The sequence below is a fragment of the Cupriavidus necator A5-1 genome, from assembly GCF_000744095.1.
GTDB lineage: Bacteria > Pseudomonadota > Gammaproteobacteria > Burkholderiales > Burkholderiaceae > Cupriavidus > Cupriavidus necator_A.
Window position 1 is genome coordinate 243232 of sequence record NZ_JQLI01000008.1, and the last position, 23283, is coordinate 266514.

The 23283-nt window shown below is 68.4% G+C and carries 19 protein-coding genes; 17 read left to right on the forward strand and 2 right to left on the reverse strand.

Annotated features, from left to right (window positions below; genetic code table 11):
• Nucleotides 1-121: 121 nt before the first annotated feature.
• Nucleotides 122-1978: a phosphoenolpyruvate carboxykinase (GTP) gene (locus K307_RS25315; protein WP_042883614.1), complete on the reverse strand. Its 1857-nt coding sequence runs from the start codon at nt 1976-1978 to the stop codon at nt 122-124.
• Between the two features lie 526 nt (nt 1979-2504).
• On the opposite strand from K307_RS25315, the gene K307_RS25320 reads away from it, so the two are divergent.
• From K307_RS25320 to K307_RS25400, 17 genes are all read left to right on the forward strand, one after another.
• On the forward strand, nt 2505-3530 hold the full coding sequence (locus K307_RS25320) for a D-2-hydroxyacid dehydrogenase family protein (protein WP_042883616.1): 1026 nt from the start codon (nt 2505-2507) through the stop codon (nt 3528-3530).
• A gap of 205 nt (nt 3531-3735) precedes the next feature.
• A complete protein-coding gene (locus tag K307_RS25325; protein WP_042887396.1) occupies nt 3736-4908 on the forward strand; it encodes an MFS transporter in 1173 nt (390 codons plus the stop codon).
• Nucleotides 4909-5091: 183 nt separating this feature from the next.
• A complete protein-coding gene (locus K307_RS25330; RefSeq protein WP_042883617.1) occupies nt 5092-5730 on the forward strand; it encodes an MOSC domain-containing protein in 639 nt (212 codons plus the stop codon).
• Between the two features lie 260 nt (nt 5731-5990).
• Entirely contained in the window at nt 5991-7232 is a 1242-nt protein-coding gene (locus K307_RS25335) for an efflux RND transporter periplasmic adaptor subunit (protein ID WP_042883618.1), read from the forward strand.
• Between the two features lie 3 nt (nt 7233-7235).
• On the forward strand, nt 7236-10433 hold the full coding sequence (locus K307_RS25340) for an efflux RND transporter permease subunit (protein ID WP_042883619.1): 3198 nt from the start codon (nt 7236-7238) through the stop codon (nt 10431-10433).
• 156 nt (nt 10434-10589) lie between these two features.
• Nucleotides 10590-10904: a hypothetical protein gene (locus tag K307_RS25345; RefSeq protein ID WP_042883620.1), complete on the forward strand. Its 315-nt coding sequence runs from the start codon at nt 10590-10592 to the stop codon at nt 10902-10904.
• Between the two features lie 150 nt (nt 10905-11054).
• Nucleotides 11055-12152, forward strand: coding sequence for a cobaltochelatase subunit CobN (locus K307_RS25350; RefSeq protein ID WP_080745226.1), 1098 nt, complete (start codon nt 11055-11057; stop codon nt 12150-12152).
• A 42-nt stretch (nt 12153-12194) separates the two neighbouring features.
• Nucleotides 12195-12704, forward strand: a complete 510-nt coding sequence (locus K307_RS25355; RefSeq protein ID WP_042883622.1) for a MotA/TolQ/ExbB proton channel family protein — start codon at nt 12195-12197, stop codon at nt 12702-12704.
• Entirely contained in the window at nt 12701-13048 is a 348-nt protein-coding gene (locus K307_RS25360; protein ID WP_042883623.1) for a DUF2149 domain-containing protein, read from the forward strand. Before K307_RS25355 ends, K307_RS25360 begins: the two co-directional genes overlap by 4 nt.
• Before the next feature lie 11 nt (nt 13049-13059).
• A complete protein-coding gene (locus K307_RS25365) occupies nt 13060-13908 on the forward strand; it encodes a ChaN family lipoprotein (protein ID WP_042883624.1) in 849 nt (282 codons plus the stop codon).
• Nucleotides 13909-14453: 545 nt separating this feature from the next.
• Nucleotides 14454-15422 carry a Bug family tripartite tricarboxylate transporter substrate binding protein gene (locus K307_RS25370; protein WP_042883625.1) on the forward strand — a complete coding sequence of 323 codons (969 nt, stop codon included), beginning with the start codon at nt 14454-14456 and terminating at the stop codon, nt 15420-15422.
• A gap of 261 nt (nt 15423-15683) precedes the next feature.
• Entirely contained in the window at nt 15684-16157 is a 474-nt protein-coding gene (locus tag K307_RS25375; RefSeq protein ID WP_042883626.1) for a tripartite tricarboxylate transporter TctB family protein, read from the forward strand.
• Nucleotides 16158-16185: 28 nt separating this feature from the next.
• Nucleotides 16186-17700, forward strand: coding sequence for a tripartite tricarboxylate transporter permease (locus K307_RS25380; protein ID WP_042883627.1), 1515 nt, complete (start codon nt 16186-16188; stop codon nt 17698-17700).
• 111 nt (nt 17701-17811) lie between these two features.
• Entirely contained in the window at nt 17812-18870 is a 1059-nt protein-coding gene (locus K307_RS25385; RefSeq protein ID WP_042883628.1) for an AbrB family transcriptional regulator, read from the forward strand.
• 51 nt (nt 18871-18921) lie between these two features.
• On the forward strand, nt 18922-19356 hold the full coding sequence (locus K307_RS25390) for a PaaI family thioesterase (RefSeq protein ID WP_051975179.1): 435 nt from the start codon (nt 18922-18924) through the stop codon (nt 19354-19356).
• A 23-nt stretch (nt 19357-19379) separates the two neighbouring features.
• On the forward strand, nt 19380-20276 hold the full coding sequence (locus K307_RS25395) for a patatin-like phospholipase family protein (protein WP_042883629.1): 897 nt from the start codon (nt 19380-19382) through the stop codon (nt 20274-20276).
• A gap of 65 nt (nt 20277-20341) precedes the next feature.
• Entirely contained in the window at nt 20342-21811 is a 1470-nt protein-coding gene (locus tag K307_RS25400) for a dihydrolipoyl dehydrogenase family protein (RefSeq protein ID WP_042883630.1), read from the forward strand.
• Between the two features lie 16 nt (nt 21812-21827).
• On the opposite strand, the gene K307_RS25405 is transcribed toward K307_RS25400, so the two are convergent.
• Complete coding sequence (locus tag K307_RS25405; RefSeq protein WP_042883631.1) at nt 21828-23282, reverse strand: sensor histidine kinase; 1455 nt, start codon at nt 23280-23282, stop codon at nt 21828-21830.
• Nucleotide 23283 lies beyond the last annotated feature (1 nt).

Below are 23283 nucleotides of genomic sequence, written 5' to 3' on the forward strand. Positions count from 1 at the left end.
AGGAGCCACATCAAGCGGGGCCAAACGGTTTAAGCCCACAGGCGTCAGCCTTTGACACTCCAGCCCTCTCCCCCGGACCCTCTCCCGCAGGCGGGAGAGGGGAGAAAACCAGCGCCGACCGTCAGCCCTCCAGCCGCTTGCCCAGCTTAGCCCGCGTTTCCGCCAGCGCCTGCGGCAGATGCTGCTTGAGCTGCGTGAACAGCTCATCATGCAGCGCCAGCTCCTTGCGCCACGCATCGCGATCGATCGACGTCACCTGCTCGAACTGCGCCGGCGAGAACTCCACACCATTCCAGTTGATGTCCTCATACCGCGGCGTCGTGCCAAACACATGCTCGGCGCCCTGCCCCTTGCCTTCGACCCGATCGATCATCCACGACAGCACGCGCATGTTCTCGCCAAAGCCCGGCCACACGAAGTTGCCGTCGGCGTCCTTGCGGAACCAGTTGACGCAGTAGATCTTCGGCAGCTTCGCGCCCGCGGCTTCCAGCTTCTTGCCGAGTTCGAGCCAGTGCCCGAAGTAATCGCTCATGTTGTAGCCGCAGAACGGCAGCATGGCGAACGGGTCGCGGCGCACCACGCCTTGCTGGCCGGCGGCCGCGGCGGTGGTTTCCGAACCCATGGTGGCGGCCATGTAGACGCCTTCGGTCCAGTTGCGGGCCTCGGTCACCAGCGGCACGGTGGTCGAGCGGCGGCCGCCGAAGATGAACGCATCAATGGGTACGCCGGCCGGGTTGTCCCAATTCTCGTCGATCGACGGGCACTGCGAGGCCGGCGCGGTGAAGCGGGCGTTCGGGTGCGCGGCCTTGGCGCCGGTGGCCTTGGCGGTTTCCGGGGTCCAGTCCTTGCCCTGCCAGTCGACCAGGTGCGCCGGCGCTTCCTTGGTCATGCCTTCCCACCACACGTCGCCGTCGTCGGTCAGCGCCACGTTGGTGAAGATGACGTTTTCCTTCAGCGTCGCCATCGCGTTGAAGTTGGTCTTCTCGCTGGTGCCCGGGGCCACGCCGAAGTAGCCGGCTTCCGGGTTGATCGCGTACAGGCGGCCGTCCTTGCCCGGCTTGATCCAGGCGATGTCGTCGCCGATGGTGGTGACCTTCCAGCCCTCGAAGCCCTTGGGCGGGATCAGCATGGCGAAGTTAGTCTTGCCGCAGGCCGACGGGAACGCGGCGGCGACGTGGTACTTCTTGCCCTCGGGCGAGGTCACGCCCAGGATCAGCATGTGCTCGGCCAGCCAGCCTTCATCGCGGCCCATGGTCGAGGCGATGCGCAGCGCGAAGCACTTCTTGCCCAGCAGCGCATTGCCGCCGTAGCCCGAGCCGAACGACCAGATCTCGCGCGTTTCCGGGAAATGGACGATGTACTTGGTCGGGTTGCACGGCCACGGCACGTCCTTCTCGCCGGCGGCGAGCGGCTTGCCCACGGTGTGCACGCACGGCACGAACTCGCCGTCGCTGCCCAGCACTTCGTATACGGCCTTGCCCATGCGCGTCATGATGCGCATGTTCACCGCCACGTACGGCGAATCTGACAGTTCCACGCCGATATGGGCGATCGGCGAGCCCAGCGGGCCCATCGAGAACGGCACCACGTACAGCGTGCGGCCGCGCATGCAGCCTTCGAACAGGCCGTTCAGCGTCTGGCGCATCTCGGCCGGGGCGGTCCAGTTGTTGGTCGGGCCGGCGTCTTCCTGCTTTTCGGAGCAGATGAAGGTACGGTCTTCCACGCGGGCCACGTCGGAGGGGTCCGACAGCGCCAGGAAAGAGTTCTTGCGCTTGGCGGGGTTCAGGCGCTTCATGGTGCCGGCGGCCACCATCTGCTCGCACAGGCGGTCGTATTCTTCCTGCGACCCGTCACACCAGTAGATATTGTCGGGTTTGGTCAGGGCGGCGATTTCCGCGACCCAGGACACCAGCTTCGGGTGCTTGACCCAGGCCGGTGCGTTGACTGGCGCCGTGCCTTGCATCGTGGGGTGGTTCATACTGCAACTCCGGTTCGTAAAGGGAAGTAAGGGAATGGGAAACCTTGCAAAGCCTTGGCCGGCGGGCGGCAAATCCGCGATCGTCACAGGATGTGGGTAACATCAGATATCCGAATCGTCACATCCCGTTACAACTCCGCGGCGACCCGGGTTATGCAAAGGTCGCGGCGGTCCCTGCGGCTGCGCTAAAGTTGCGCTTCGCCCGCGCAGGGGTGGCTGCGCGCGCCGGGTGGGCTTTGTCCGGATGGGGCTGCGTGACGGGAGCAAGGCTGGGAGCAAACCTGGGAACAGGGCTCGACCGACAATCCGCGGCGACACCGGAGCGGGCAAGGATACCACTGGCGCACCCCCCTGTTTTTTGCTGCGCAGCAATTGCCGCGGCCGGCTGGCGCGGCATACCCGTCGCACGGCGGGTATGTTTGCGTAGCGCCGGCGAGGGGTATTCAACAATACTGTTGACCGGCGCGCGGCTCCGTTGCCGCGCGCACCAACCGGCACAAAGGCCGGTAGACAACCAGAGTTGCCGATGAAGATTGCCGTACTCGACGATTACCAGGACGCTGTGCGCAAGCTGCCATGCTTCAGCTTGCTGGAGGGGCACGACGTCAAGGTGTTCAACAACACCGTCAAGGGCGTGGGCCAGCTGGCCGCGCGCCTGTCCGACGTGGAAGCCGTGGTGCTGATCCGCGAACGCACCCGTATCACCCGTCAATTGCTGGAAAAACTGCCCAAACTGAAGCTGATCAGCCAGACCGGCAAGGTCGGCGCGGGCCCGGGCAGTCATATTGACGTGGATGCGGCCACCGACCGCGGCGTCGCCGTGCTGGAAGGCGTGGGCTCGCCGGTGGCCCCGGCCGAGCTGACCTGGGCGCTGATCATGGCGGCGCAGCGGCGCATCCCGCAGTATGTGGCGAGCCTCAAGCACGGCGCCTGGCAGCAGTCGGGCCTGAAATCGACGACGATGCCGCCCAACTTCGGCCTGGGCCAGGTGCTGCGCGGCCAGACGCTTGGGATCTGGGGCTACGGCAAGATTGGCCGGCTGCTGGCCGGCTATGGCCGCGCCTTCGGCATGAAGGTGCTGGTCTGGGGCCGCGAGGCTTCGCAGGAAGCGGCCCGCGCCGACGGCCTGGACGTGGCCGGATCGAAGGAGCAGTTCTTTGCCGACAGCGACATTCTGTCGCTGCACCTGCGCCTGAACGACGACACCCGCGGCATCGTCAAGCTGACCGACCTGACGCGGATGAAGCCCACCGCGCTCTTCGTCAACACCAGCCGTGCGGAGCTGCTGGAAGAGAACGCGCTGGTTACCGCGCTGAACCGGGGCCGTCCCGGCATGGCAGCGGTCGACGTGTTCGAGTCCGAGCCGATCCTGCAGGGGCACGCGTTGCTGCGGATGGAAAACTGCATCTGCACGCCGCACCTGGGCTATGTGGAGCGTGACAGCTATGAGCTGTACTTCCGCACGGCGTTCCAGAACATCCTGGATGTGCTGGGCGGCAAGCACGACTGCATCGTCAATCCGAAGGCGTTGACGCCGGCGCTGTCGCGCTGAGCGCGTCTCCCCCAGCCGGTTTGCTCCCTCTCCCGCCTGCGGGAGAGGAAGCCCCGTTCGCACGGTGATCGCTGCGGCGGACGCAAATTCCGCCGCGAACGCGAATCCCCCGAAGCCGCTACACTCGGGACTTCCCCCGGCCGCAATGGCCCGCGGCAGCCCCGACAACAACAAGCGCCCGCGCGCATCCCTCCCCAAGGCCGGCATGGACCCCAGGCTCGTGACGCTCTGCGTCGGCAATTTCGTCATTGGCACCGGTGCGATGATCGTTACCGGCATGTTGAACGACATTGCCGGCGATTTCGGCCTGGGCGCCGCCAGTGCCGGTCAGCTGGTGTCCGTGTTTGCGCTGGCGACCTGCGTCGGCGCGCCGCTGTTCGCCACGCTGGGCTCGCGCATCGACCGCCGCCTGCTGCTGGCCGGATCGCTGTTGATCTATGCGGTCATGCACCTCGCCGCGGCGCTCGCCCCCAGCTTCGCGGCGCTGATGGCGATCCGCTTCCTGACCGCCATCGGCGCGGCCATCTACACGCCCCAGACCGCGGCCACGCTGCCGCTGCTGGTCAATGCGCAGACGCGCGGGCGCGCCATCAGCTTTGTCTTCCTCGGCTGGAGCATCGCCAGCGTGGTGGGCGTGCCGCTGGGCACCTGGATCTCGTCCACGCTGGGCTGGCGCGTCAGCATGGCGCTGGTGGGCGTCATGGCCCTGCTGGTGTCGGCGGCGGTGTGGCGCGCGCTGCCGCGCGGACTGTACGTGCCGCCGGTGGGGCGCGAGGCCTGGGGCGCGGTGCTGCGCCACAAACCGATCATGCTGGTGGTGCTGACCACCATGATCTCGTCGGCAGGCATGTTTACGGTGTTTACCTATATTGCCCCCCTGCTGCGCGACCAGTACGGCATCAGCGGCGGCACGCTCAGCCTGATGTTCCTGGCCTACGGTGCCTGCGGCGTGCTCGGCAACGCCGTGGCCGCGTCGCGCATGGACCGGGTCACGCCGAGCCGGATCGTGCAGGTCACGCTGCTGACCTCGATCACCGCCATGGTGCTGTGGCCGCTGGCCGGGCTGGGCGGCGTGGCGCTGGTGCTGCTGTTCATGCTGTGGGGCGTGGGCGGGTTTGCCACCAACAGTGCGCAGCAGGCGCGCCTGGTGCTGCTGGCGCCGGAGCGGGCCTCGGTATCGATCTCGCTCAATTCCTCGTCGATCTACCTGGGTCAGGCAGCCGGCGCCATGACCGGTGCCGCGATCTACACCCTGGCGGGGGCGGGTTCGCTGCACTGGGGCGCGGCGGCGCTGATGCTGGCGGCGCTGGCGGTGTCGCAACGTGCCCGCGCGCTCGGCTGCCAGGAACAGCGCCAGCAGGCGCCACAGCAGGCCTGATCCCCAGGCGGGGCGGGCCCGACGGCCGTGCCGCCAGCCCGCCCCGGGCGCGCCGGCCCTTGCCACCGTGTCTGGTGAGGCACCGCACCAAGCCTTTTTCCACAGCGTTATCCGCCCGTTATCCTCAGGGATATCCGCAGCTTATCCACATCCCTTTCCACAACCACCGATGCGGGGGTGCATGTGAGCGATTCCATACCCTGGCAGGCCCGTGCACGTGTGCTGGCGGTGAGCCTGGGCAAGGCCATCCCGCTGGTGGTGGCGGGCGCGGGCACCGAGGCGGTGGTGCTCTCCGGCATCCGCAAGCACCCGGTCAGCACGCTGCTGCACCCGATCTGCGTACAGGTGCTGGCGCTGGGCATGGCCGGCGACGAACAGGCCGACCTGACCGTGCACGGCGGCCTGGACAAGGCGCTCTACGCCTATCCGGCCGAGCACTACCCCTGGTGGAACGCGCGCCGCCGCGCCTGCTCGCAGCCAGAGTCGGGCCGGCCGCTGCCCTATGGCGCGCTGGGCGAAAACCTGACGCTGGAAGGGGTGGTCGAAGCGGACCTGTGGGTCGGCGACCTGCTGCGCGTGGGCACCGCGCTGCTGCGGGTGGAATCGCCGCGCCAGCCCTGCTACAAGTTCAACGCCGCCATGGCTTACCGCCATGCGGTGCGGGACATGGTCCAGAGCGGCTACACGGGCGTTTACCTCAGCGTGGTGCGGCCGGGTTCAGTTCGCGCCGGCGATGCCGTCATTGTGCAGGCCGGGCCACGCGAACTCTCGGTCGACAGCGTCAATCAGTGGCGCCGCGATGGCCGGCGGCAGCTTTTCTGATAATGTTTGTCTAACCATACAAGCGCCCCGCTACCCACATCCCCGGCCTTCTCCGTGGTCCGGACGGCGTTTGCTGGCGCCGTCCCGTCACGCGACCCTTGCAGGTCCTGTAACGGACTGTAATATGCGGCGCTGGCCCCTGGCGGCGAAGCGCGGTACTAGTAGAGTCTTTGCGCACACGCACCGGCGACATTTCATGACAACAAGCCGGGCGGATCACGGGGAGTGGCGCGAAGACGGGTGCAGAGGGTCCACACAACATGAAAACTGACAGGATCGACCAGCCCAAGGGCTTCGTCGACAGGAACTGGAGCGCGGCCGCCGGGACCGGGCGTGGCCGGGTATCGCCGTGGGCGGTAGTGGCCGTGGTGCTGGTGTTGGCCGGCCTTGGCTGGCTGGCGTGGCGCACCTGGCTCGCGCCCAAGCCGGCGCCCAAGGCGCCTGCCGCCGTGGTGGTGTCCACCGCGCGCGTGCAGCAGGGCGACGTGCCGCTGCAGGTCTCGGCCAACGGCAATGTCTCGGCGTTATCCACGGTCGAGGTGCGCCCGCAGGTGTCCAGCACCGTGCGCATCGTCCATATCAAGGAAGGCCAGTCCGTCAAGCCGGGCGACCTGCTGTTCTCGCTCGACACCCGCATGGACGAGGCCAACCTGGCCAAGGCGCAGGCGCAGCTGCTCAAGGACCAGGCCGACCTGGCCGACGCCCGCCGCACGCTGGCGCGCAGCCAGGAACTGCTGGAGCGCAACTTCATCTCCAGGAGCGCGATCGACACCGCGCAGGCCAAGGTGGACGGCTTCGCCGCCACCGTGCGCGCCGACCAGGCCGCCATCGAAGCCAGCCGCGTGGCGATCAGCTATGGCGCGATCCGCGCCACCATCAGCGGCCGCACCGGCGTGATCAACGCCTTCCCGGGCTCGCTGGTGATGCCCGGCAGCGGCGTGCCGATGGTCACCATCGCCCAGGTCCAGCCGATCGCCGTGACCTTCACCCTGCCCGAGCGGCAGCTGGCCGCGCTGCGCGAGGCGTTGCGGGCCGGCCCGGTACAGGTCACCGCGCAGCCCAACGACGGCAGCAAGACCCCGGTGACCGGCAAGATCACCTTTGTGGATAACACCGTCGATCCGCAATACGGCACCATCCGCGTCAAGGCGCAGTTCGACAATGACGAGCAGCGGCTGTGGCCCGGCACCTACGCTACCGTGAGCGCCGTGGTGCAGACCCTGAAGGGCGCGCTGTCGGTGCCGCCGCAGGCAGTGGTGACCGGCCCTGAAGGCCGCTTCGTCTACGTGGTCCAGCCCGACAGCACGGTCGCGCGCGTGCCGGTGCAGGTGGTGACCACCACCGCCGCCGCCGCTGTGGTCGAGGGCGTGCAGCCCGGCGCCCGCGTGGTGGTGGAAGGCACGCAGAACCTGCGCCCCGGCGCGCTGGTGCGCGAGGCGCCCGCCGCAGCGGCATCGGCCGCCGCCGCGGCACGCACGGCCAACGGCGCAGCGGGGCACTGAGCCATGACGCTGTCGGAACTCTGTATCCGCCGTCCGGTGATGACGGTGCTGCTGTGCCTGGCCGTGGTGGTCACCGGCATCGTGCTGTACCCGACCATCCCGATCGCCGCGCTGCCCAGCTTCAACTCGCCGGTGATCCAGGTCACCGCGACGCTGCCCGGCGCCAGCCCGGAGACGATGGCGGCATCGGTCGCCACGCAGCTGGAAAAGCAGTTCGCGACCATCCCCGGCGTGACGGTGATCAGCTCGCAGAACACGCTCGGCAATTCCAGCATCACCATCGAGTTCAACAGCGACCGCGATATCGACGACGCGGCCGTGGACGTGCAGGCGGCGCTGTTCCGCGCGCAGCGTTCGCTGCCGATCGAGATGACGGTGCCGCCGTCGTACCGCAAGGTCAACCCGGCCGACGCGCCGGTGCTGCTGCTGGCGATCAACTCGCCGGCGATGAGCCTGGCGGACCTGAATGCCTTCGGCGACAACCTGATCTCGCCCACGCTGGCCACGCTGCCGGGCGTGGCGCAGGTGCAGATCTTCGGGCAGAAGCGCTTTGCCGTGCGCGTGCGCGCCCACCCCGACGCGCTCGCCGCGCGCGGCCTCACGCTGGACGAACTGGCCACGGCGCTGAACCGCGCCAACGCCAACACGCCGGTGGGCACGCTCGACAGTGCGCGCCAGACCCTGACGATCCAGGCCAACCGGCAGCTGACCAGCGCCGACGCCTTTCGCAACATCATCGTCGCCAGCCAGCCCAACGGCGCGCTGGTGCGGCTCTCCGACGTGGCCGAGGTCGAGGACAGCGTCGAGACCATCAAGACCGGCAGCTGGCTCAACAACGAGCGCTCGATCGTGCTGGCCGTGCTGCGCCAGCCCGACGCCAACACCGTGGCGGTGGTCGATTCGATCAACGCCGCCCTGCCCCGCCTGATCCAGCAGATGCCTGGCTCGGTCAGCGTGTCGGTGGTCAACGACCGCTCGCGCTCGATCCGCGAATCGATCCACGACGTGCAGTTCACGCTGGCGCTGACCGTGGCGCTGGTGGTGATGGTGATCTTCCTGTTCCTGCGCCGCGCCGCCGCCACGCTGATCCCGACGGTGTCGTTGCCGATCTCGCTGATCGGCACGGTGGCGCTGATGAAGGCGTTCGGCTACAGCCTGGACAACGTCTCGCTGCTGGCAATCACGCTCGCCGTGGGCCTGGTGGTGGACGACGCCATCGTGATGCTCGAGAACATCGTGCGCCATATCGAGGACGGCGTGCCGCCGCTGAAGGCCGCGCTGGTGGGCTCGCGCGAGATGGGCTTCACCATCCTGTCGATCTCGATCTCGCTGGTGGCGGTGTTTATCCCGATCTTCTTCATGCCGGGCGTGATCGGGCTGTTGTTCCATGAATTTGCCGCGGTGGTGTCGCTGGCGATCCTGGTATCGGCGCTGGTGTCGCTGACGCTGATCCCGATGCTGTGCGCGCGCTTCCTGTCGGCCGAGAACGTGCCGGTGGATGAATCGCACCATGCCTACGGCGACCACGCGTCGGCGCAGCCCGCCATCGCGCAGAAGCAGACCTTCGGCATGCGCTCCACGCAGTGGTTCGAGAACCTGTTCGAGTTCACGCTGCACCGCTATGCGCGCGGGCTGGACTGGTGCCTCGCGCATCGCCGCACCGTACTGGCGGTCGCAGGGCTGACGTTTGCGTTGACCGCGGTGCTGTTCGTCATCATCCCCAAGGGCTTCTTCCCCGAGGAAGACATCGGCCAGATCCAGGTCAACGCCGAAGGCCCGCAGGATATCTCCTTCGATGCCATGGCCGCGCGCCTGCGCGACGCGGCCGAGCGCATGCGCGCCAACCCCGCGGTCAGGAGCGTGGTGGTTTCCATCGGCGGCGGCCCCTCGCCCGCGATCAACACCGGGCGCATGTTCATCGAGCTCAAGCCGCTCGGCGAGCGCGCCAAAATGCCCGCGGTGGTGGAGTCGCTGCGCAAGGATGTGTCCGGCATCCCGGGCCTGGCGGTGTACTTCTCGCCGGTGCAGAACCTGCGCCTGGGCGGGCGCCAGAGCAAGAGCCGCTACCAGTACACGCTGCAAAGCGTGAAGGCCGGCCAGCTGCAGGAGTACTCCGACAAGCTGATGGCGAAGATGCGCGCCGACAGCCTGTTCCGCGATGTCACCAGCGATTCGCAGCAGTCGGGCCTGGAGGCGCAGTTGTCGATCGATCGCGACAAGGCCAATGCGCTCGGCGTGCAGATGCAGGACGTGCGCACCGCGCTGTATTCCGCGTTCGGCGAGCGGCAGGTGTCGACCATCTACACGCCGATCGACAACTACTACGTGATCCTGCAGGCGGCCGATATCGACCGCGTCGACGAGACCGCGTTCTCCAAGCTCTACGTGCGCAGCAAGACCGGCCAGATGGTGCCGATCTCCGCCTTCGCCACCACCGAGCGCCGGGTCGGGCCGATCGCGGTCAACCACCAGGGGCAGCTGCCTTCGGTGACGGTGTCGTTCAACCTGGCACCTGGCGCGGCGCTGGGCGATGCGTCGTCGCGCATCGACCGCTACCGGCAGGAGATCGCGATGCCGACCTCGATCTTCACCAACTGGGGCGGCGACGCGGCGGTGTTCCAGTCGTCGCAGGCCACGCAGATCGTGCTGCTGGTGGCCGCCATCGCGGTGATCTACACGCTGCTGGGCGTGCTGTACGAGAGCTATATCCACCCGCTGACGATCCTGGCGGGTTTGCCCTCGGCGGCGGTGGGCGCGTTGCTGACGCTGTTTATCTTCAATATCGAGCTGTCGCTGATCGCCGTGATCGGCGTGCTGATGCTGATCGGCATCGTCAAGAAGAACGCGATCATGATGATCGACTTCGCGCTGGCGGCGCAGCGCGAACAGGGCATGACGCCGGCGAAGGCGATCCGGCAGGCGTGCCTGCTGCGGTTCAGGCCGATCATGATGACGACTTTTGCGGCGGTGATGGGGGCGTTGCCGCTGGCGCTGGGTCTTGGTGCCGGCGCCGAGCTGCGGCAGCCGCTGGGCCTGGCCGTGGTGGGCGGCCTGCTGTTCTCGCAGGTAATCACGCTGTTCATCACGCCGGTGATCTACCTGGCGCTGGACAAGTTCTCGGGCACGGGTCCGCTGCAGATCGACTCGGACGGGAACAAGCTGCCGGTGCAGGTGCCTGGGGAGACGGTGCAGCAGCACTGAGGCGTACTTTCCTCGTCCCCCTTAACCCTCAGGCGCAGGGCATGACGCTGGAAGCGCAGTATCTGGAGCGCATGCCGGCGCAGGACGTTCGCGCCCCTTATCAACGGTGCCGACCTGCTGATCGTCGATGCGCCGCGCGACCATATCGTCACGGCGATGCTGCAGACGCTGGGGCCGCTCTGGACCCAGGCGCGCGTGCCGCGCGTGCTGATCGAGGCGCATGGCGTCGACGACAAGCTTGCCGCGCAGCTGCACGCGTACTACGTCAACGGCGGCCGCGCCAATTTCAGCGCGATGATGCGCACCCTCGCCGCGCAGCAGTTCCGCATGCGCGCCGATGATGGCATCCCCGCACCGGTCGCGTTCCCGAAGGGTTCCCGAAGGCCGCCTACTACCACCCCAAGCTGGCGCAAGTCATCACCATTTCGCCGCAAGAAGCACTGGCGGCTTCTGGCAGCGAAGGCCCGGTGATCGGCATCGCCATCCACCAGGCCTATGTGTCGGGCCTCGACAGCGCCTTTATCGACGACCTGATCCACCGCCTGGAAGCGCGCCACGCGCGCGTGCTCACCTTCGACGGCCCGGTGATGGACGCCGACGGCCGCCGATCGCCTCGATGCCCTGGCGGTCACGCGCATCTTCGCCAGCGAATCGGGCAACTACGGCACCGGCCTGAACGACGCCACCATGGCCACCGACACCTTCGGCAGCGGACGGGAAGCCGATGCGAAGCTGGCGAAGCTCTACCTCGCGCGCATGCAGTACGCCTACGGTCCCGACGAGCAGCACTGGGGCGAGGCGCTGCCGCAGGTCAACCTCTATGCCGGGAACCCGAAGGAGGTGGACGGCGCGCTGCTGGCGCGCAGCTCCAACCTGTACGGGATGCTGACTACCGACAATCCGTTCCAGTATCTGGGCGGCATTGGCCTGGCGGTGCGGCACCTGACCGGCAAGGCGCCGGAGCTGCTGATCTCCAACCTGCGCGATGCGAACAACGCGCGCACCGAGACCGCCGCCGGCTTCCTCGCCAGCGAACTGCGCACGCGCTACTTCCATCCCGGCTGGATCGAAAGCATGAAGGCCGAGGGCTACAGCGGTGGGCTCAATATCCTCGACACCGTCAACAACTTCTGGGGCTGGACCGCGGTGTCGCCGGAGGTCGTGCGCGACGACCAGTGGACCGAGTTTGCCGAGGTCTATGGCAAAGACAAGCACAAGCTCGGCCTGAACGAATGGTTCGAGAAGAACGCCCCGCAGGCCCAGGCGCAGGTGATCGAGCGCATGCTCGAAGCCGCGCGCAAGGGCTACTGGAAGGCCGACGACAAGCTGCTCAAGACGCTGGCGCAGCGGCACGACATCGTCAGCAACAACCGGGCGTTCAACCAGTACCTGAAGCAGCAGGCCCAAGCCGCGGCACCGGGCTATGGCCTGCAGGCACCTGCTGCCGCGCCACCGCGGCCCGCGGCGGTACCACCCAGGCCTGCCGCCGCCGAGCCCGCACCCGTACCCGCGCCTGCGCCCGCGCCCGCGCCGAACCAGCCGCAGCCCGTGCAGGGCATGCAACTGGTCGAGCGCAAGCCGCCTGCGGCCGCCATCGTGCCGGTGCTGTCGTGGCTGGCGGGCGGCATCGCGCTGGCCGCGGCCATCGTCGGTGGCGCCATCAGTGCACGCAGGCGCCAGGCGGCTGCCGGCGGCAGCTGGATACCTGGCCGGCGCTGAGCGGTCGGCCTAAGTCCATCCAATACTTGAAGACGAGACACCATGACACCCACCCTGCTTGAAACCCTGATGTACGACGTCGGCCAGCTGTTCCTGATCCCGACGCTGGCGCTGATCGCCCTGCTGTTCCTGTACGCCTTCTGGGCGCTCGGAGAATTCGCCATGCAGGCCTGGCTGCGCGCGCGCCATCCCATCGGCAGCGGCCGCGGCTATGTGCTGGTGGCGTGGGGGCGCCGGCACAAGGTGGCCGATGCCGACGCCCTCGACGTCGCCGCGCACCGCCTTCTGGAGCGCCCGCGCATCGCCACGCGTGTGGCGCCGATGCTGGGGCTGGTAGCCACCATGATCCCGATGGGCCCGGCGCTGAAGGGGCTGTCCGGTGGCAACCTGGCCAATGTCGGCGAGAATCTCACCATCGCCTTCTCCGCGGTGATCCTGGCGCTGATCGCGGCCAGCATTACCTTCTGGGTGGTCAACGTGCGCCGCCGCTGGCTGGCCGAGGAACTGGTGTGGCCGGGCAAGTCGCGGCCGCAATGGGAGGTCGACGCATGAAATTCCTGGAAGAGAGCGAAGCCGACGACCCGATCCTGTCGGTGGTCAACCTGATCGACGTGTTCCTGGTGGTGATCGCGGCGCTGCTGGTAGCGATCGCGCAGAATCCGGCCAACCCGTTCACGCATGATGACGTCACCATCATCACCAACCCGGGCAAGCCGAACATGGAGATCGTGTCGCGCCAGGGCGAAAAGGTGGTGCGCTACGAGGCCAGCGGGCAGGTCGGCAGCGGCGACGGCATCAAGGCCGGCGTAGCGTACCGGATGAAGGACGGGTCGATGGTGTACGTGCCGGAGCAACCCGGACAACAGGCCTCCGTCCCGACGACTGAGACCAGATAAGGAACTGCGTGATGTCATTCCGTTTGCGTGTTGTGGGCATGCTTGCCGCCACCGTCACCGTGTTCGCCGCCGGCTGCGCGTCCACGGCGCCCGCGCCCGACGCCGTCAGCGCCGCCTTCACCGGCAAGTCCTACGTGCTGCTGGGCGAAGTCCACGACAACGCCGCAGCGCAGCAGCAGCGGCTGGCTGCCCTCAAGCGCGCCGTCGAGCAGGGCTGGCGCCCCGCCATCGCCATGGAGCAGTTCGACCGCGAGCGCCAGGCCGATATCGAGCGCGCCCGCCGCGAGCGCCCGCGCGATGCCGACTACCTGATCGCCCAGGCTGGCGGCGGCGCCTGGCAATGGCCGCTGTACCGCCCGGTGGTGGCGCTGGCGCTGGAGTACGATCTGCCGCTGGTGGCTGCCAACCTGTCGCGGGCCGATGCGGGGAAGATCGTCCGTGGCGGGCTGGACGGGCTCTTCTCGGCGGACGAGCGCCGGCAGCTCGGCCTGGACGGCGCCCTGCCGCCCGACCTCGTTTCAGCACAGACCGCGGTGCTGGATCGCGGCCACTGTGGCAACTTCCCCAAGGCCATGCTGCCCGGCATGCTGTCGGCGCAGGCGGCGCGCGATGCGGTGATGGCGCAGGTGTTGCGTCCCCATGCGCAGCGCGGCGCGGTGCTGGTCGCCGGCAACGGGCATGTGCGGCGCGATATCGGCGTGCCGCGCTGGCTGGCGGCGGATGCGGGCAAGGTGCTCAGCGTGGGTTATGTGGAAAACCCGCCGGGGGATGGGGAGTTCGATATGGCGGTGGTGGTGCCGGCGGTGGAGCGGAAAGACCCTTGCCTGCAGGCGAGGCCGGCGGGGTCAGGTGGTTTTTAGAGCCGGTCGTTCTGGATGCGCCTGCCCTCACCCCAGGCCCCTCTCCCGCAAGCGGGAGAGGGGTGAGGGCGGGCGCTGGCCGAAGCCACCGTGCTGGAAAAAACCGAAGGCTTCGCTTGATGTGGCTCCTGGCTAGACCACCCCTCACCCCGGTCCCTCTCCCCATGAGGGGAGAGGGAGAACACCTTGCTTAGGCTAGCTCGGGCGGCTTTGGAGCACCCAAAACCGCGCTCCTCTTCCGCGCAAGGGGGTAAACCCCGATCCCTTCTCCCCCCATTTGACAGCCTTTTGACAGTTTCCACGTCCTAGAATCCGCCCCATGACCGGTAACCCCGGTCTGATGTTCACCAAAAGTCCAAGAACAGTTCCGGCCACGCCCGCCGCGCCGGACAGGAGACAACAACCGGCACTGCGCCTTCTCGCGCAGCCGCCATGCTGTGTTCCCGTCCGCTTGCAACGCACTGGCTGCCGCCGGAATCCCCGGGTCGGATCGCGGCTGCCAGCCGGCTGCCATGGCGATCACCGGTACTACCAAGGAGACCGCTATGCGTCGTTCATTTTCCCGCCTGGCCCATGCCGTGATGGCCTCGGCCGCCGTTGCCGCCACCGTTGCCGCCGCGCCCGCCTATGCGCTGGACAGCGTCAAGTTCATGATCGGCGCCAATCCCGGCGGCGGCTATGACCAGACCGGCCGTTCGCTGGGCGCGGCCATGATCGCCGCGGGCCAGGCCAAGACCGCTTCGTACGACAACAAGGGCGGCGCCGGCGGCACCATCGGCCTGACCCAGTTCGTCAACACCGACAAGGGCAATCCCAATGCGCTGATGGTGGTGGGCGCGGTGATGGTCGGCGCGATCGAGACCAACAAGCCGCCGGTCACGCTGAAGAACGCCACGCCGATCGCGCGCCTGTTTGCCGACACCATGGTCATCACCGTGCCGGCCAGCTCGCCGATCAAGTCGATCAAGGACCTGACCACGCAGCTCAAGGCCAACCCGGGCAGCGTCAGCTGGGGCGGAGGCTCGAAGGGTTCGATCGACCACATCCTCGCCGGCCTGATCGCCAAGGAAAGCGGCGTCGACCCGAAGAAGATCAACTACGTTCCCTTCCAGGGCGGCGGCGAAGCCTCGGCCTCGATCATGGGCGGCCATGTGACGGCGGGCATCGCGGGCGTGTCTGAGTTCCTGCCCTTCATCAAGAGCGGCAAGATGCGCGCGCTGGCGGTGACCTCCAAGGACCGCACCGCCGATATCCCGACGCTGAAGGAGCAAGGCGTCAACGTAGAGATCTACAACTGGCGCGGCGTGTATGGCGCGCCCGGCATCAGCGCCGACCAGCGCAAGGCCATGATCGACGCCGTGGTCAAGGCCACCGAGAGCCCGTCGTGGAAGGAAACGCTGAAGAAGAACGACTGGACGCCGTTCCTGCTGACCGGCGACGAGTTTGGCAAGTTCGTCGACAGCGAATCGGCCCGCCTGGGCGGCACGCTGCGCGAGCTGGGCGTCGCCAAGTAAGACCCGCGGGCGCGCTGATACCGGCGCGCCCGCCTCGGAAGCACCCTGCAATACCGTACCGACCGCATCAACCGCTTTACCTGTCGTGCCTGCCAACCCCGCCGGCTGAACCCGGCGGCAGGAAAACGGCGCGGGGCCCGGTGTCCACCTGCGATACCGACGACTACAACCATATGTCACCGGGCCCCGCTGCCGCGCGGGCATAAAGCCAGCGTCGCGGACGCCAGCGCCCTCGCTGGCGACAAAGGCCAAGGAGTCTCCATGAAACCCTCGCACCTTGCCATCGGCGTTGCCGTCCTGGCGCTCTCGCTGTTCTTCTTCCTCGGCCTCGCCGGCATTTCCGGCGAGGAAGGCTATGCCGGCCTGTCGCCGCGCTTCGTGCCCACGCTGGTGGCCATCGGCTTGGCCGTGTGCGGCGCGCTGCTGACCTGGCAGGGCGTACGCGGGGGCTTCCGCAACATGCCGGAGGAGGATGCCGAGCTGCCCAATGCCCCGCACAACGTCAAGGGTTTCCTGTGGGTCGCGGCCGGCCTGCTGCTGAACATGGCGCTGATCGGCACGCTCGGCTTCGTGTTTTCTTCCACGCTGCTGATGGTGTGCGTGGCGCGCGGCTACGGCAGCCGCCGCATCGTGCGCGACGCGCTGATCGGCCTGTGCATCACGGTGCCGATGTGGGCGCTGTTTGAATTCCTGCTCGGCATCAACCTGCCGCTGCTGCCCATCGCCGGCTTCTGAGCCCGCCCGTCCAGCAAGGAGTCTTTGAATGGATACCCTGAACCAGCTGATGCACGGCTTTGCCGTCGCGATCACGCCGATCAACCTGATGTGGGCCCTGGTGGGCTGCTTCCTCGGCACCGCCATCGGCGTGCTGCCGGGCATCGGCCCCGCGCTGACGGTGGCGATGCTGCTGCCGCTGACCGCCAAGGTGGAGCCCACCGCCGCGTTGATCATGTTCGCCGGCATCTACTACGGCGCGATGTACGGCGGCTCGACCACCTCGATCCTGATGAACACGCCGGGCGAGTCTTCCACCATGGTGACAGCGATGGAAGGCAACCTGATGGCCAAGAACGGCCGCGCCGGCCCGGCGCTGGCCACCGCGGCGATCGGCTCGTTCGTGGCCGGCACCATCGCCACCGTGCTGCTGTCGATGTTCGCGCCGGTGGCGGCCGACGTGGCGCTGCAGTTCGGCCCGGGCGAGTACTTCATGATCATGCTGCTGGCCTTCACCACGGTGTCGGCGGTGCTGGGTTCGTCGCTGCTGCGCGGCATGACCGCCCTGTTCCTGGGCCTGGGCATCGGCCTGATCGGCATGGATTCGCTGTCGGGGCAGACGCGCTACTCGATGAACGTGCAGGAACTGTACGACGGCATCGACATCGTGGTGGTGGCCGTGGGCCTGTTCGCTGTAGGCGAGGCGCTGTTCAACGCCTTCTTCCCGCAGCCGGAGGGCACCTTCAACAAGCTCAGTTCGATCCACATGAACAAGTCGGACTGGAAGCGTTCGATCCCCGCGTGGATCCGCGGCACCATCATCGGCTTCCCGTTCGGGCTGATCCCCGCCGGCGGCGCCGAGATCCCGACCTTCCTGTCGTACGCGTCCGAGAAGAAGCTGTCGAACCACAAGGAAGAGTTCGGCAAGGTCGGCGCGATCGAAGGCGTGGCCGGCCCCGAGGCCGCCAACAACGCCGCCGTGACGGCGACGCTGGCCCCGCTGCTGACGCTGGGCATCCCCACCTCCAACACCACCGCGATCCTGCTGGCCGCGTTCCAGAACTACAACCTGCAGCCGGGTCCGATGCTGTTCCAGACCTCGGGCGACCTGGTGTGGGGCCTGCTGGCGTCGCTGTATATCGGCAACGTGATGCTGCTGGTGCTGAACCTGCCGGCGATCGGCCTGTGGGTGCGCATGCTGCGCGTGCCCACGCCGCTGCTGTACGGCGGCATCCTGATCTTCGCGGGCCTGGGCGCCTACGGCATCCGCCAGTCGTGGTTCGACCTGCTGCTGCTGTTCGTGATCGGCCTGCTGGGCATGGTGATGCGCCGCTTCGACTTCCCGACCGCGCCGGTGATCGTCGGCATGATCCTGGGGCCGATGGCCGAGAAGCAGCTGCGCAATGCGCTGTCGATCGGCCAGGGCGACTGGTCGCTGTTCCTGCGCCAGCCGATCTCGGCCACCATCCTGGCGCTGACCGTGGCCGTGGTGGTGATCCCGCGCCTGCTGCGCTGGCATGCGGGACGCAGCACCGCGCACGCGCAGGCTGACAACGCGGCCTGATGCGCGTTAGCATGCGGTAGTTCCTGAGGCTCGACGCCCTGGCGTCGGGCCTTTTGTCTTTCCTCTGCCAGAACAACAAGCCGCCGGCGCATCGCGCCAGGCCGCTGACCAATGAGTCTTTCCACCAACCGCTGGCTGTCCGCGGTGCCCACGCTGGCACTGGGGCTGGCCGCCGCACTGCTCTGCAGCCTGCTGCATACACCGCTGCCGTGGATGATCGGTCCGCTGCTCTCCGTGGCCGGCGCGCGCATGGCGGGCGCCGACCTGCGCGCGCCGACGCAGGCGCGCAATGCGGGCCAGTGGGTGATCGGCGCGTCGCTCGGCTTGTACTTCACGCCCGACGTGGTGGCGCGGCTGGTGGAGTTCCTGCCCTACATCGTTGCCGGGTCGCTGTTTGCGCTGGTGCTGGGCGCGGGCGGCGCGGTGATGCTGCGCCGGACTACCGGCGTCGCCTTCAAGACCGCGTTCTTCTCCACCGCCATCGGCGGCGCCTCCGAAATGGCCAACCTCGCCGAGCGCAATGGCGCGCGCATCGACCAGGTGGCGGCGGCGCATTCGCTGCGGGTGCTGATGGTAGTGGTGGCGGTGCCGGCGGTCTTCCAGTACGGTGGCATCCATGGCCTCGATCCCTATATCCCGGGCCCGCGCGTGGTCAGCGCGCCGGGGCTGCTGGCGCTGATCGCGATCACGCTGGGCGTGGCGCTGCTGGTCAGGCGGCTGAACATGCCCAACCCGTTTGTGATCGGCACGCTGCTGGCGGCGGCGGTGCTGACCGCGTCGGGCGTCGAGCTGTCGGCCATTCCCACCTGGATGAGCCGTGCCGGCCAGCTGCTGATCGGCGTGTCGCTGGGCGTGCGCTTCTCGCGCGAGTTCCTGCATACTGCGCCGCGCTTCCTGTCGGGCGTGGCGCTGTACACGCTGCTGGCGCTGGCGGTGTCGGCGCTGCTCGGGTGGGGGCTGGCGGTGCTGTCGGGCGCGCACCCGGCCACGGTGATCCTGGGCACCACGCCAGGCGGCATTGCCGAGATGTGCATCACCGCCAAGGTGCTGGAATTGGGCGTGCCGCTGGTGACGGCCTTCCATGTGATCCGGATGGCCTTCGTGGTGCTGGTCACCGGGCCCCTGTATCATTGGCTCAAACATCGCGTCGCGCCGGAGGAGACAGAGTAGCGGTCCGCCACAGGACAGCTACGGTGCGGCCTGCCAGAACAAGGACTGCCAATGTCTGAAGCCGTTGTAGCCACGCCAGCGCAACTGACCCTTGCCGACATCAACGCCATGCTGGAGCGCGTGCTGGCCCCTTGGGTACGCCAGCTCGGCCTGCGTGCCGAAGCCGTCGATGCGCAAGGCATAACACTGCGCCTGCCCTTCAGCGAATCGTTTCGCCATGCGGGCGGCGTGGTCTGCGGCCAGGTGCTGATGTCGGCGGCCGACACCGCGATGATCGTCGCCGTGGCCAGTGCGCTCGGCGCCTTCCGCCCGATGACCACGGTCTCGCTGACCACCAACTTCATGCGCCCGGTGATAGATGGCGACGTGCTGGCGCGCGCCAACGTGCTGCGCCTGGGCAAGACCGTGGTGTTCGGCGAGATCGAACTGACCGGCAAGGACGGCAAGCTGGCGGTGCAGGCCACCACCACCTACGCCCTGCTCTGAGCCCCCGCGCCTTCCAGATCGCGATGCGCTCCGGCCACGCCAATCCCTTCGACCAGGTCGTCTTTGCCGGCGGCGGCAACCGCTGCTGGTGGCAGGCGGGCTGGTGGGACACGGTCGCGCCGGAGTTGCAGCTGCGCCCGCGCGTGATCGCCGGCATCTCGGCCGGGGCCGCCACCGCATGCATGGTCTATGCGCACGACTCGCACCAGACCATGGACTACTACCGCGAGGTGCTGTCCAACAACCGCCGCAATGCGTACTGGGGCAACCTGCTGCGCAACGAGCGCGTGTTCCCGCACTACGGCATCTACCGCACCGCGCTGCTGACGATCTTTGCCGATGGCAGGCTCGCGCACTTGCAGCAGGCGCCGGAAATCCGCATCGGCGTGGCCCATATCCCGCGCTGGACCGGCCCGCGCCTGGCGGTGGCCGCGGGGCTGCTGGCGTACAACATCGACAAGCATGTGCTCAAGACGCTGCATCCGCGGCTGGGGCGCAAGCTGGGTTTCCGGCCGGAGTTCGTGCGCGCGCAGGACTGCGGCTCGCCCGAGCAGCTGGCCGACCTGCTGTTGCAGTCGTCTTCCACGCCGCCGTTCACGCCGGTGCTGCGCCGCGACGGCCGCCCGGTGCTCGACGGCGGGCTGGTGGACAACGTGCCGGTGGACGCGCTCGACGCCGCGCCGGGCAATGTGCTGGTGCTGGTTACGCGGCTGTATCCGCGCCCGCGCCGTTTCGTACTCGAGCAAGGCGGCCAGCGCCGCCTGTACCTGCAGCCCTCGCAGCGCGTGCCGATCTCGAGCTGGGACTACACCCGGCCCGATGCCATGACGCACGCCTACGAGCTCGGCCGCCGCGACGGGGAAACCTTCCTGCGCGAGTGGCCGTCGATCCTGAATTTCGAACTGCGGCCGGCTGCCTAGCTTCGTGGTGTGGCGCCGGCCAGATCGTTGTCGATGCGGCCCGCGTGCCGCGACAGGAGGCATGGATGACTAAGCGCCAGACAACCCCCGCGGGGATCAAAGAACCGCGGCGTGCCCGCGAGGTCAGCGCGGCGCCGCCGGTGGAGCAGGTACCGCGCGTGCGCAGCGGTCGCACCCGCCGCAACGACAAGGTGCGCAAGGCGGACCTGGTCGTGATCGGCGGCGGCTCCGGTGGCGTCGCGTGTGCGCGGCGCGCGGCCTCGCACGGCGCGCGCGTGATCCTGGTGGAGCGCGACGCCATCGGCGGCACCTGCGTCAACCGCGGCTGCGTGCCCAAGAAGATGCTGTCCTACGGCGCCGGCTGGGCGGCCATTTTGTCGGGCTGCCTGTCGCATACCGGCGGGCGTGAGGACTGGCGCGACGCCATCGTGCGCGTCAACGCCGAGGTCGCGCGGCTGAACGCGGGCTACACCCAGCGCCTGCACGAATCCGGCGTGGAAATCCTGCGCGGCGACGCACTGGTCACCGGCAAGGACGAAGTGCGCGTCGGCGACGAGACCATCTACGCGCGCCGCATCCTGATCGCCACCGGCGCGCGCCCGCGCACGCTCGAAGTCCCCGGCGGCGAACTGGCCGCCAGTTCCGACGACGTCTTCACCTGGCAGACCGTGCCGGGCTCGATCGCGGTGATCGGCGGTGGCTATATCGGCGTGGAGCAGGCGTCGATCCTGTCGCGCTATGGCGTCAAGGTCGACCTGATCGTCGCCGGCGACCGGCTGCTGCCGCGCTTCGACCACGAGATCGGCAGCGCGCTGGCCGATGCGCTGACCGCGCGCGGCGTGCGCCTGCACCTGAATGCGGAGGTGAACCTGCTCAGCCAGGCCAACGGCGCGGTGGAAATCTGCTACCGGCCCACCGACCGCCCGGGCCAGACCGAGGCGGTGCGCGCGCAGGCGGCGCTGGCCGCGGTCGGGCGCGTTTCCAATGTGCGGGGGCTGGGGCTGGAAGACCTTGGCGTCGAGTTCGGCGACAAGGGCGGCATCCGCGTGGACCGGCAGTTCCGCAGCAGCGTGCGCGGTATCTATGCGCTGGGGGACGCCATCGAAGGCTTGCACCTGACCCCGGTGGCCACCGCGCAGGGCCGTTGGCTGGCCGACCGGCTGTACGGAAAGCGCGGCGATCGCGCGGACTTCGACTTCGTCCCCACCGCGGTGTTCTGCGAGCCGGCCATCGGCGCCGTGGGCCTGACCGAAGCGCAGGCGATCGAGGCGGCCGGCAAGCCCGATCGCGTCCGCACGGTCGTGAAACGCTTTGTCTCGCTGGAAAACCGCTTCGGCGGCACGCCGCACCAGTCAGTGTTCAAGCTGGTGCTCAACGCGCGCAGCGGGCGCGTGCTGGGCGCGCACGTGATGGACAACGCCGCACCCGAGATCGTGCAGACGCTGGCGGTGGCGCTGCGGCTGGGGGTGCGTGAATCGCACCTGCAGACCACGGTGCAGCTGCATCCGACGGTGGCGGAGGAATTCTTCGGCTAGCGGCTATTCGCCGGGATTATTCACCGACCGGCAGCTTCAGCACGGCACGCACGCCGGTGCCCTGCAAGCCCTCGCCCAGTTCCACCGTGCCGCCGAAGCGCGCCGCCATCTCGCGCGAAATCGCCAGCCCGAGCCCCGAGCCAGGCTCGGCATTGCCCACGCGGCGGTAGAAGCGCGCGAACACCTTCTCGCGCTCCTCCGCCGGGATGCCGGGGCCATCGTCCTCGACCACCAGGCGGGCGGTCTGGTCCACGCGCGTGGCCGACAACGTGATCCGGCTGCCCCGCGGCGAATACTGGATCGCGTTGTGGACCAGGTTGGCGAGCGCCTCGCGCAGCAACGCGGGATCGGCGCGCACCGGCAGCTTCAGCCCCGGCACCGGCTCCCAGCCGAAGTCCTGCTGCTTGCCGCGCGCCAGCGGCAGGTAGTCCAGCGCCACCTGCTCGGCCACGGCCACGGCATCGATGATGTCGATGGCATCGGCTTCCTGCGCGGATTCGCCGCGGTGCTGGCGTACCCGCGCCAGCGCCAGCAGCTGGTTGGTCAGGCGCGCGGCCTGCCCGAGCTGGGTGACGATGCCGCCCACGGCCTCGCCGGCAGCCTGGCGCGCGGCTTCGGGATCGGGCGCGCGCAGCTGGCGCTCGGCGTATTCGGCCTGCGTCTTCAGGATCGCCAGCGGCGTGCGCAGCTGGTGCGCGGCATCGGCGATGAACTGCGCCTGCGACTGCGCCATCGCGGCCGAGCGCGACACGTGCAGGTTGACCGCATCGACCAGCGGCCGCACTTCCGCGGGCACGCGCTCGAAGGTGAGCGGCGTCAGGTCGTCTGGCGAGCGCGCCTCGACGTCATCGCGCACCCGCGCCAGCGGGCGCAGCACGTAGGTGACGCCACCGACCAGGATGGCCGCGCTCAGCACGATCAGCAGCAGGTCGCGCGCCAGCGCGCTGCGCCAGACCGTGCCGATCAGCGCGGTGCGCGGCTCGGCGGTCTCGGCCACCTGGATGATCACGCGCATGCGCGCGTCGGGCCGGTATACGGGGCGCGCCATGGCGGCGATGCGCACGGGTTCGCCCCGATACTCGGCGTCGTAGAAACGCGGCTGATTGTTCACCAGCGTGCCCGCGGGCAGCGGTAGGTCGTCGTAGCCGGTAATGGTTTCGATGCTGCCGGCGCGTTCGCGCGACACGCGATAGAACACATGGGTCTGCGCCGCGGTCTCGAACATCTCCATGGCGGCGTCGGGCAGCGTCAGCTGGATGTTGTCGCCGGCCATGCCGATGGCGTTGTCGATGGTGCGGATCGAGCCGTACAGCGAGCGGTCATAGGCAGTGTTGGCGGCGTCGCGCAGCGTGCCGTAGGTGAGCCAGGTGTCGATCGCCATCATCACCGCCAGCGCCGGCAGCAGCAGTAACAGCAGCTGGCGGCGCAGGCTGCCGCGGCGCCACAGCAGGACCGGATGGCGCGGCCACATT

Excerpts from the sequence above, each read along its gene's own strand:
- K307_RS25315 (WP_042883614.1), bottom strand. The coding sequence starts at position 1,978 with ATGAACCACCCCACGATGCAAGGCACGGCGCCAGTCAACGCACCGGCC.
- K307_RS25320 (WP_042883616.1), top strand. The coding sequence starts at position 2,505 with ATGAAGATTGCCGTACTCGACGATTACCAGGACGCTGTGCGCAAGCTG.
- K307_RS25325 (WP_042887396.1), top strand. The coding sequence starts at position 3,736 with ATGGACCCCAGGCTCGTGACGCTCTGCGTCGGCAATTTCGTCATTGGC.
- K307_RS25335 (WP_042883618.1), top strand. The coding sequence starts at position 5,991 with ATGAAAACTGACAGGATCGACCAGCCCAAGGGCTTCGTCGACAGGAAC.
- K307_RS25340 (WP_042883619.1), top strand. The coding sequence starts at position 7,236 with ATGACGCTGTCGGAACTCTGTATCCGCCGTCCGGTGATGACGGTGCTG.
- K307_RS25345 (WP_042883620.1), top strand. The coding sequence starts at position 10,590 with ATGCTGCAGACGCTGGGGCCGCTCTGGACCCAGGCGCGCGTGCCGCGC.
- K307_RS25355 (WP_042883622.1), top strand. The coding sequence starts at position 12,195 with ATGACACCCACCCTGCTTGAAACCCTGATGTACGACGTCGGCCAGCTG.
- K307_RS25360 (WP_042883623.1), top strand. The coding sequence starts at position 12,701 with ATGAAATTCCTGGAAGAGAGCGAAGCCGACGACCCGATCCTGTCGGTG.
- K307_RS25365 (WP_042883624.1), top strand. The coding sequence starts at position 13,060 with ATGTCATTCCGTTTGCGTGTTGTGGGCATGCTTGCCGCCACCGTCACC.
- K307_RS25370 (WP_042883625.1), top strand. The coding sequence starts at position 14,454 with ATGCGTCGTTCATTTTCCCGCCTGGCCCATGCCGTGATGGCCTCGGCC.
- K307_RS25375 (WP_042883626.1), top strand. The coding sequence starts at position 15,684 with ATGAAACCCTCGCACCTTGCCATCGGCGTTGCCGTCCTGGCGCTCTCG.
- K307_RS25380 (WP_042883627.1), top strand. The coding sequence starts at position 16,186 with ATGGATACCCTGAACCAGCTGATGCACGGCTTTGCCGTCGCGATCACG.
- K307_RS25385 (WP_042883628.1), top strand. The coding sequence starts at position 17,812 with ATGAGTCTTTCCACCAACCGCTGGCTGTCCGCGGTGCCCACGCTGGCA.
- K307_RS25390 (WP_051975179.1), top strand. The coding sequence starts at position 18,922 with ATGTCTGAAGCCGTTGTAGCCACGCCAGCGCAACTGACCCTTGCCGAC.
- K307_RS25395 (WP_042883629.1), top strand. The coding sequence starts at position 19,380 with ATGCGCTCCGGCCACGCCAATCCCTTCGACCAGGTCGTCTTTGCCGGC.
- K307_RS25400 (WP_042883630.1), top strand. The coding sequence starts at position 20,342 with ATGACTAAGCGCCAGACAACCCCCGCGGGGATCAAAGAACCGCGGCGT.
- K307_RS25405 (WP_042883631.1), bottom strand. The coding sequence starts at position 23,282 with ATGTGGCCGCGCCATCCGGTCCTGCTGTGGCGCCGCGGCAGCCTGCGC.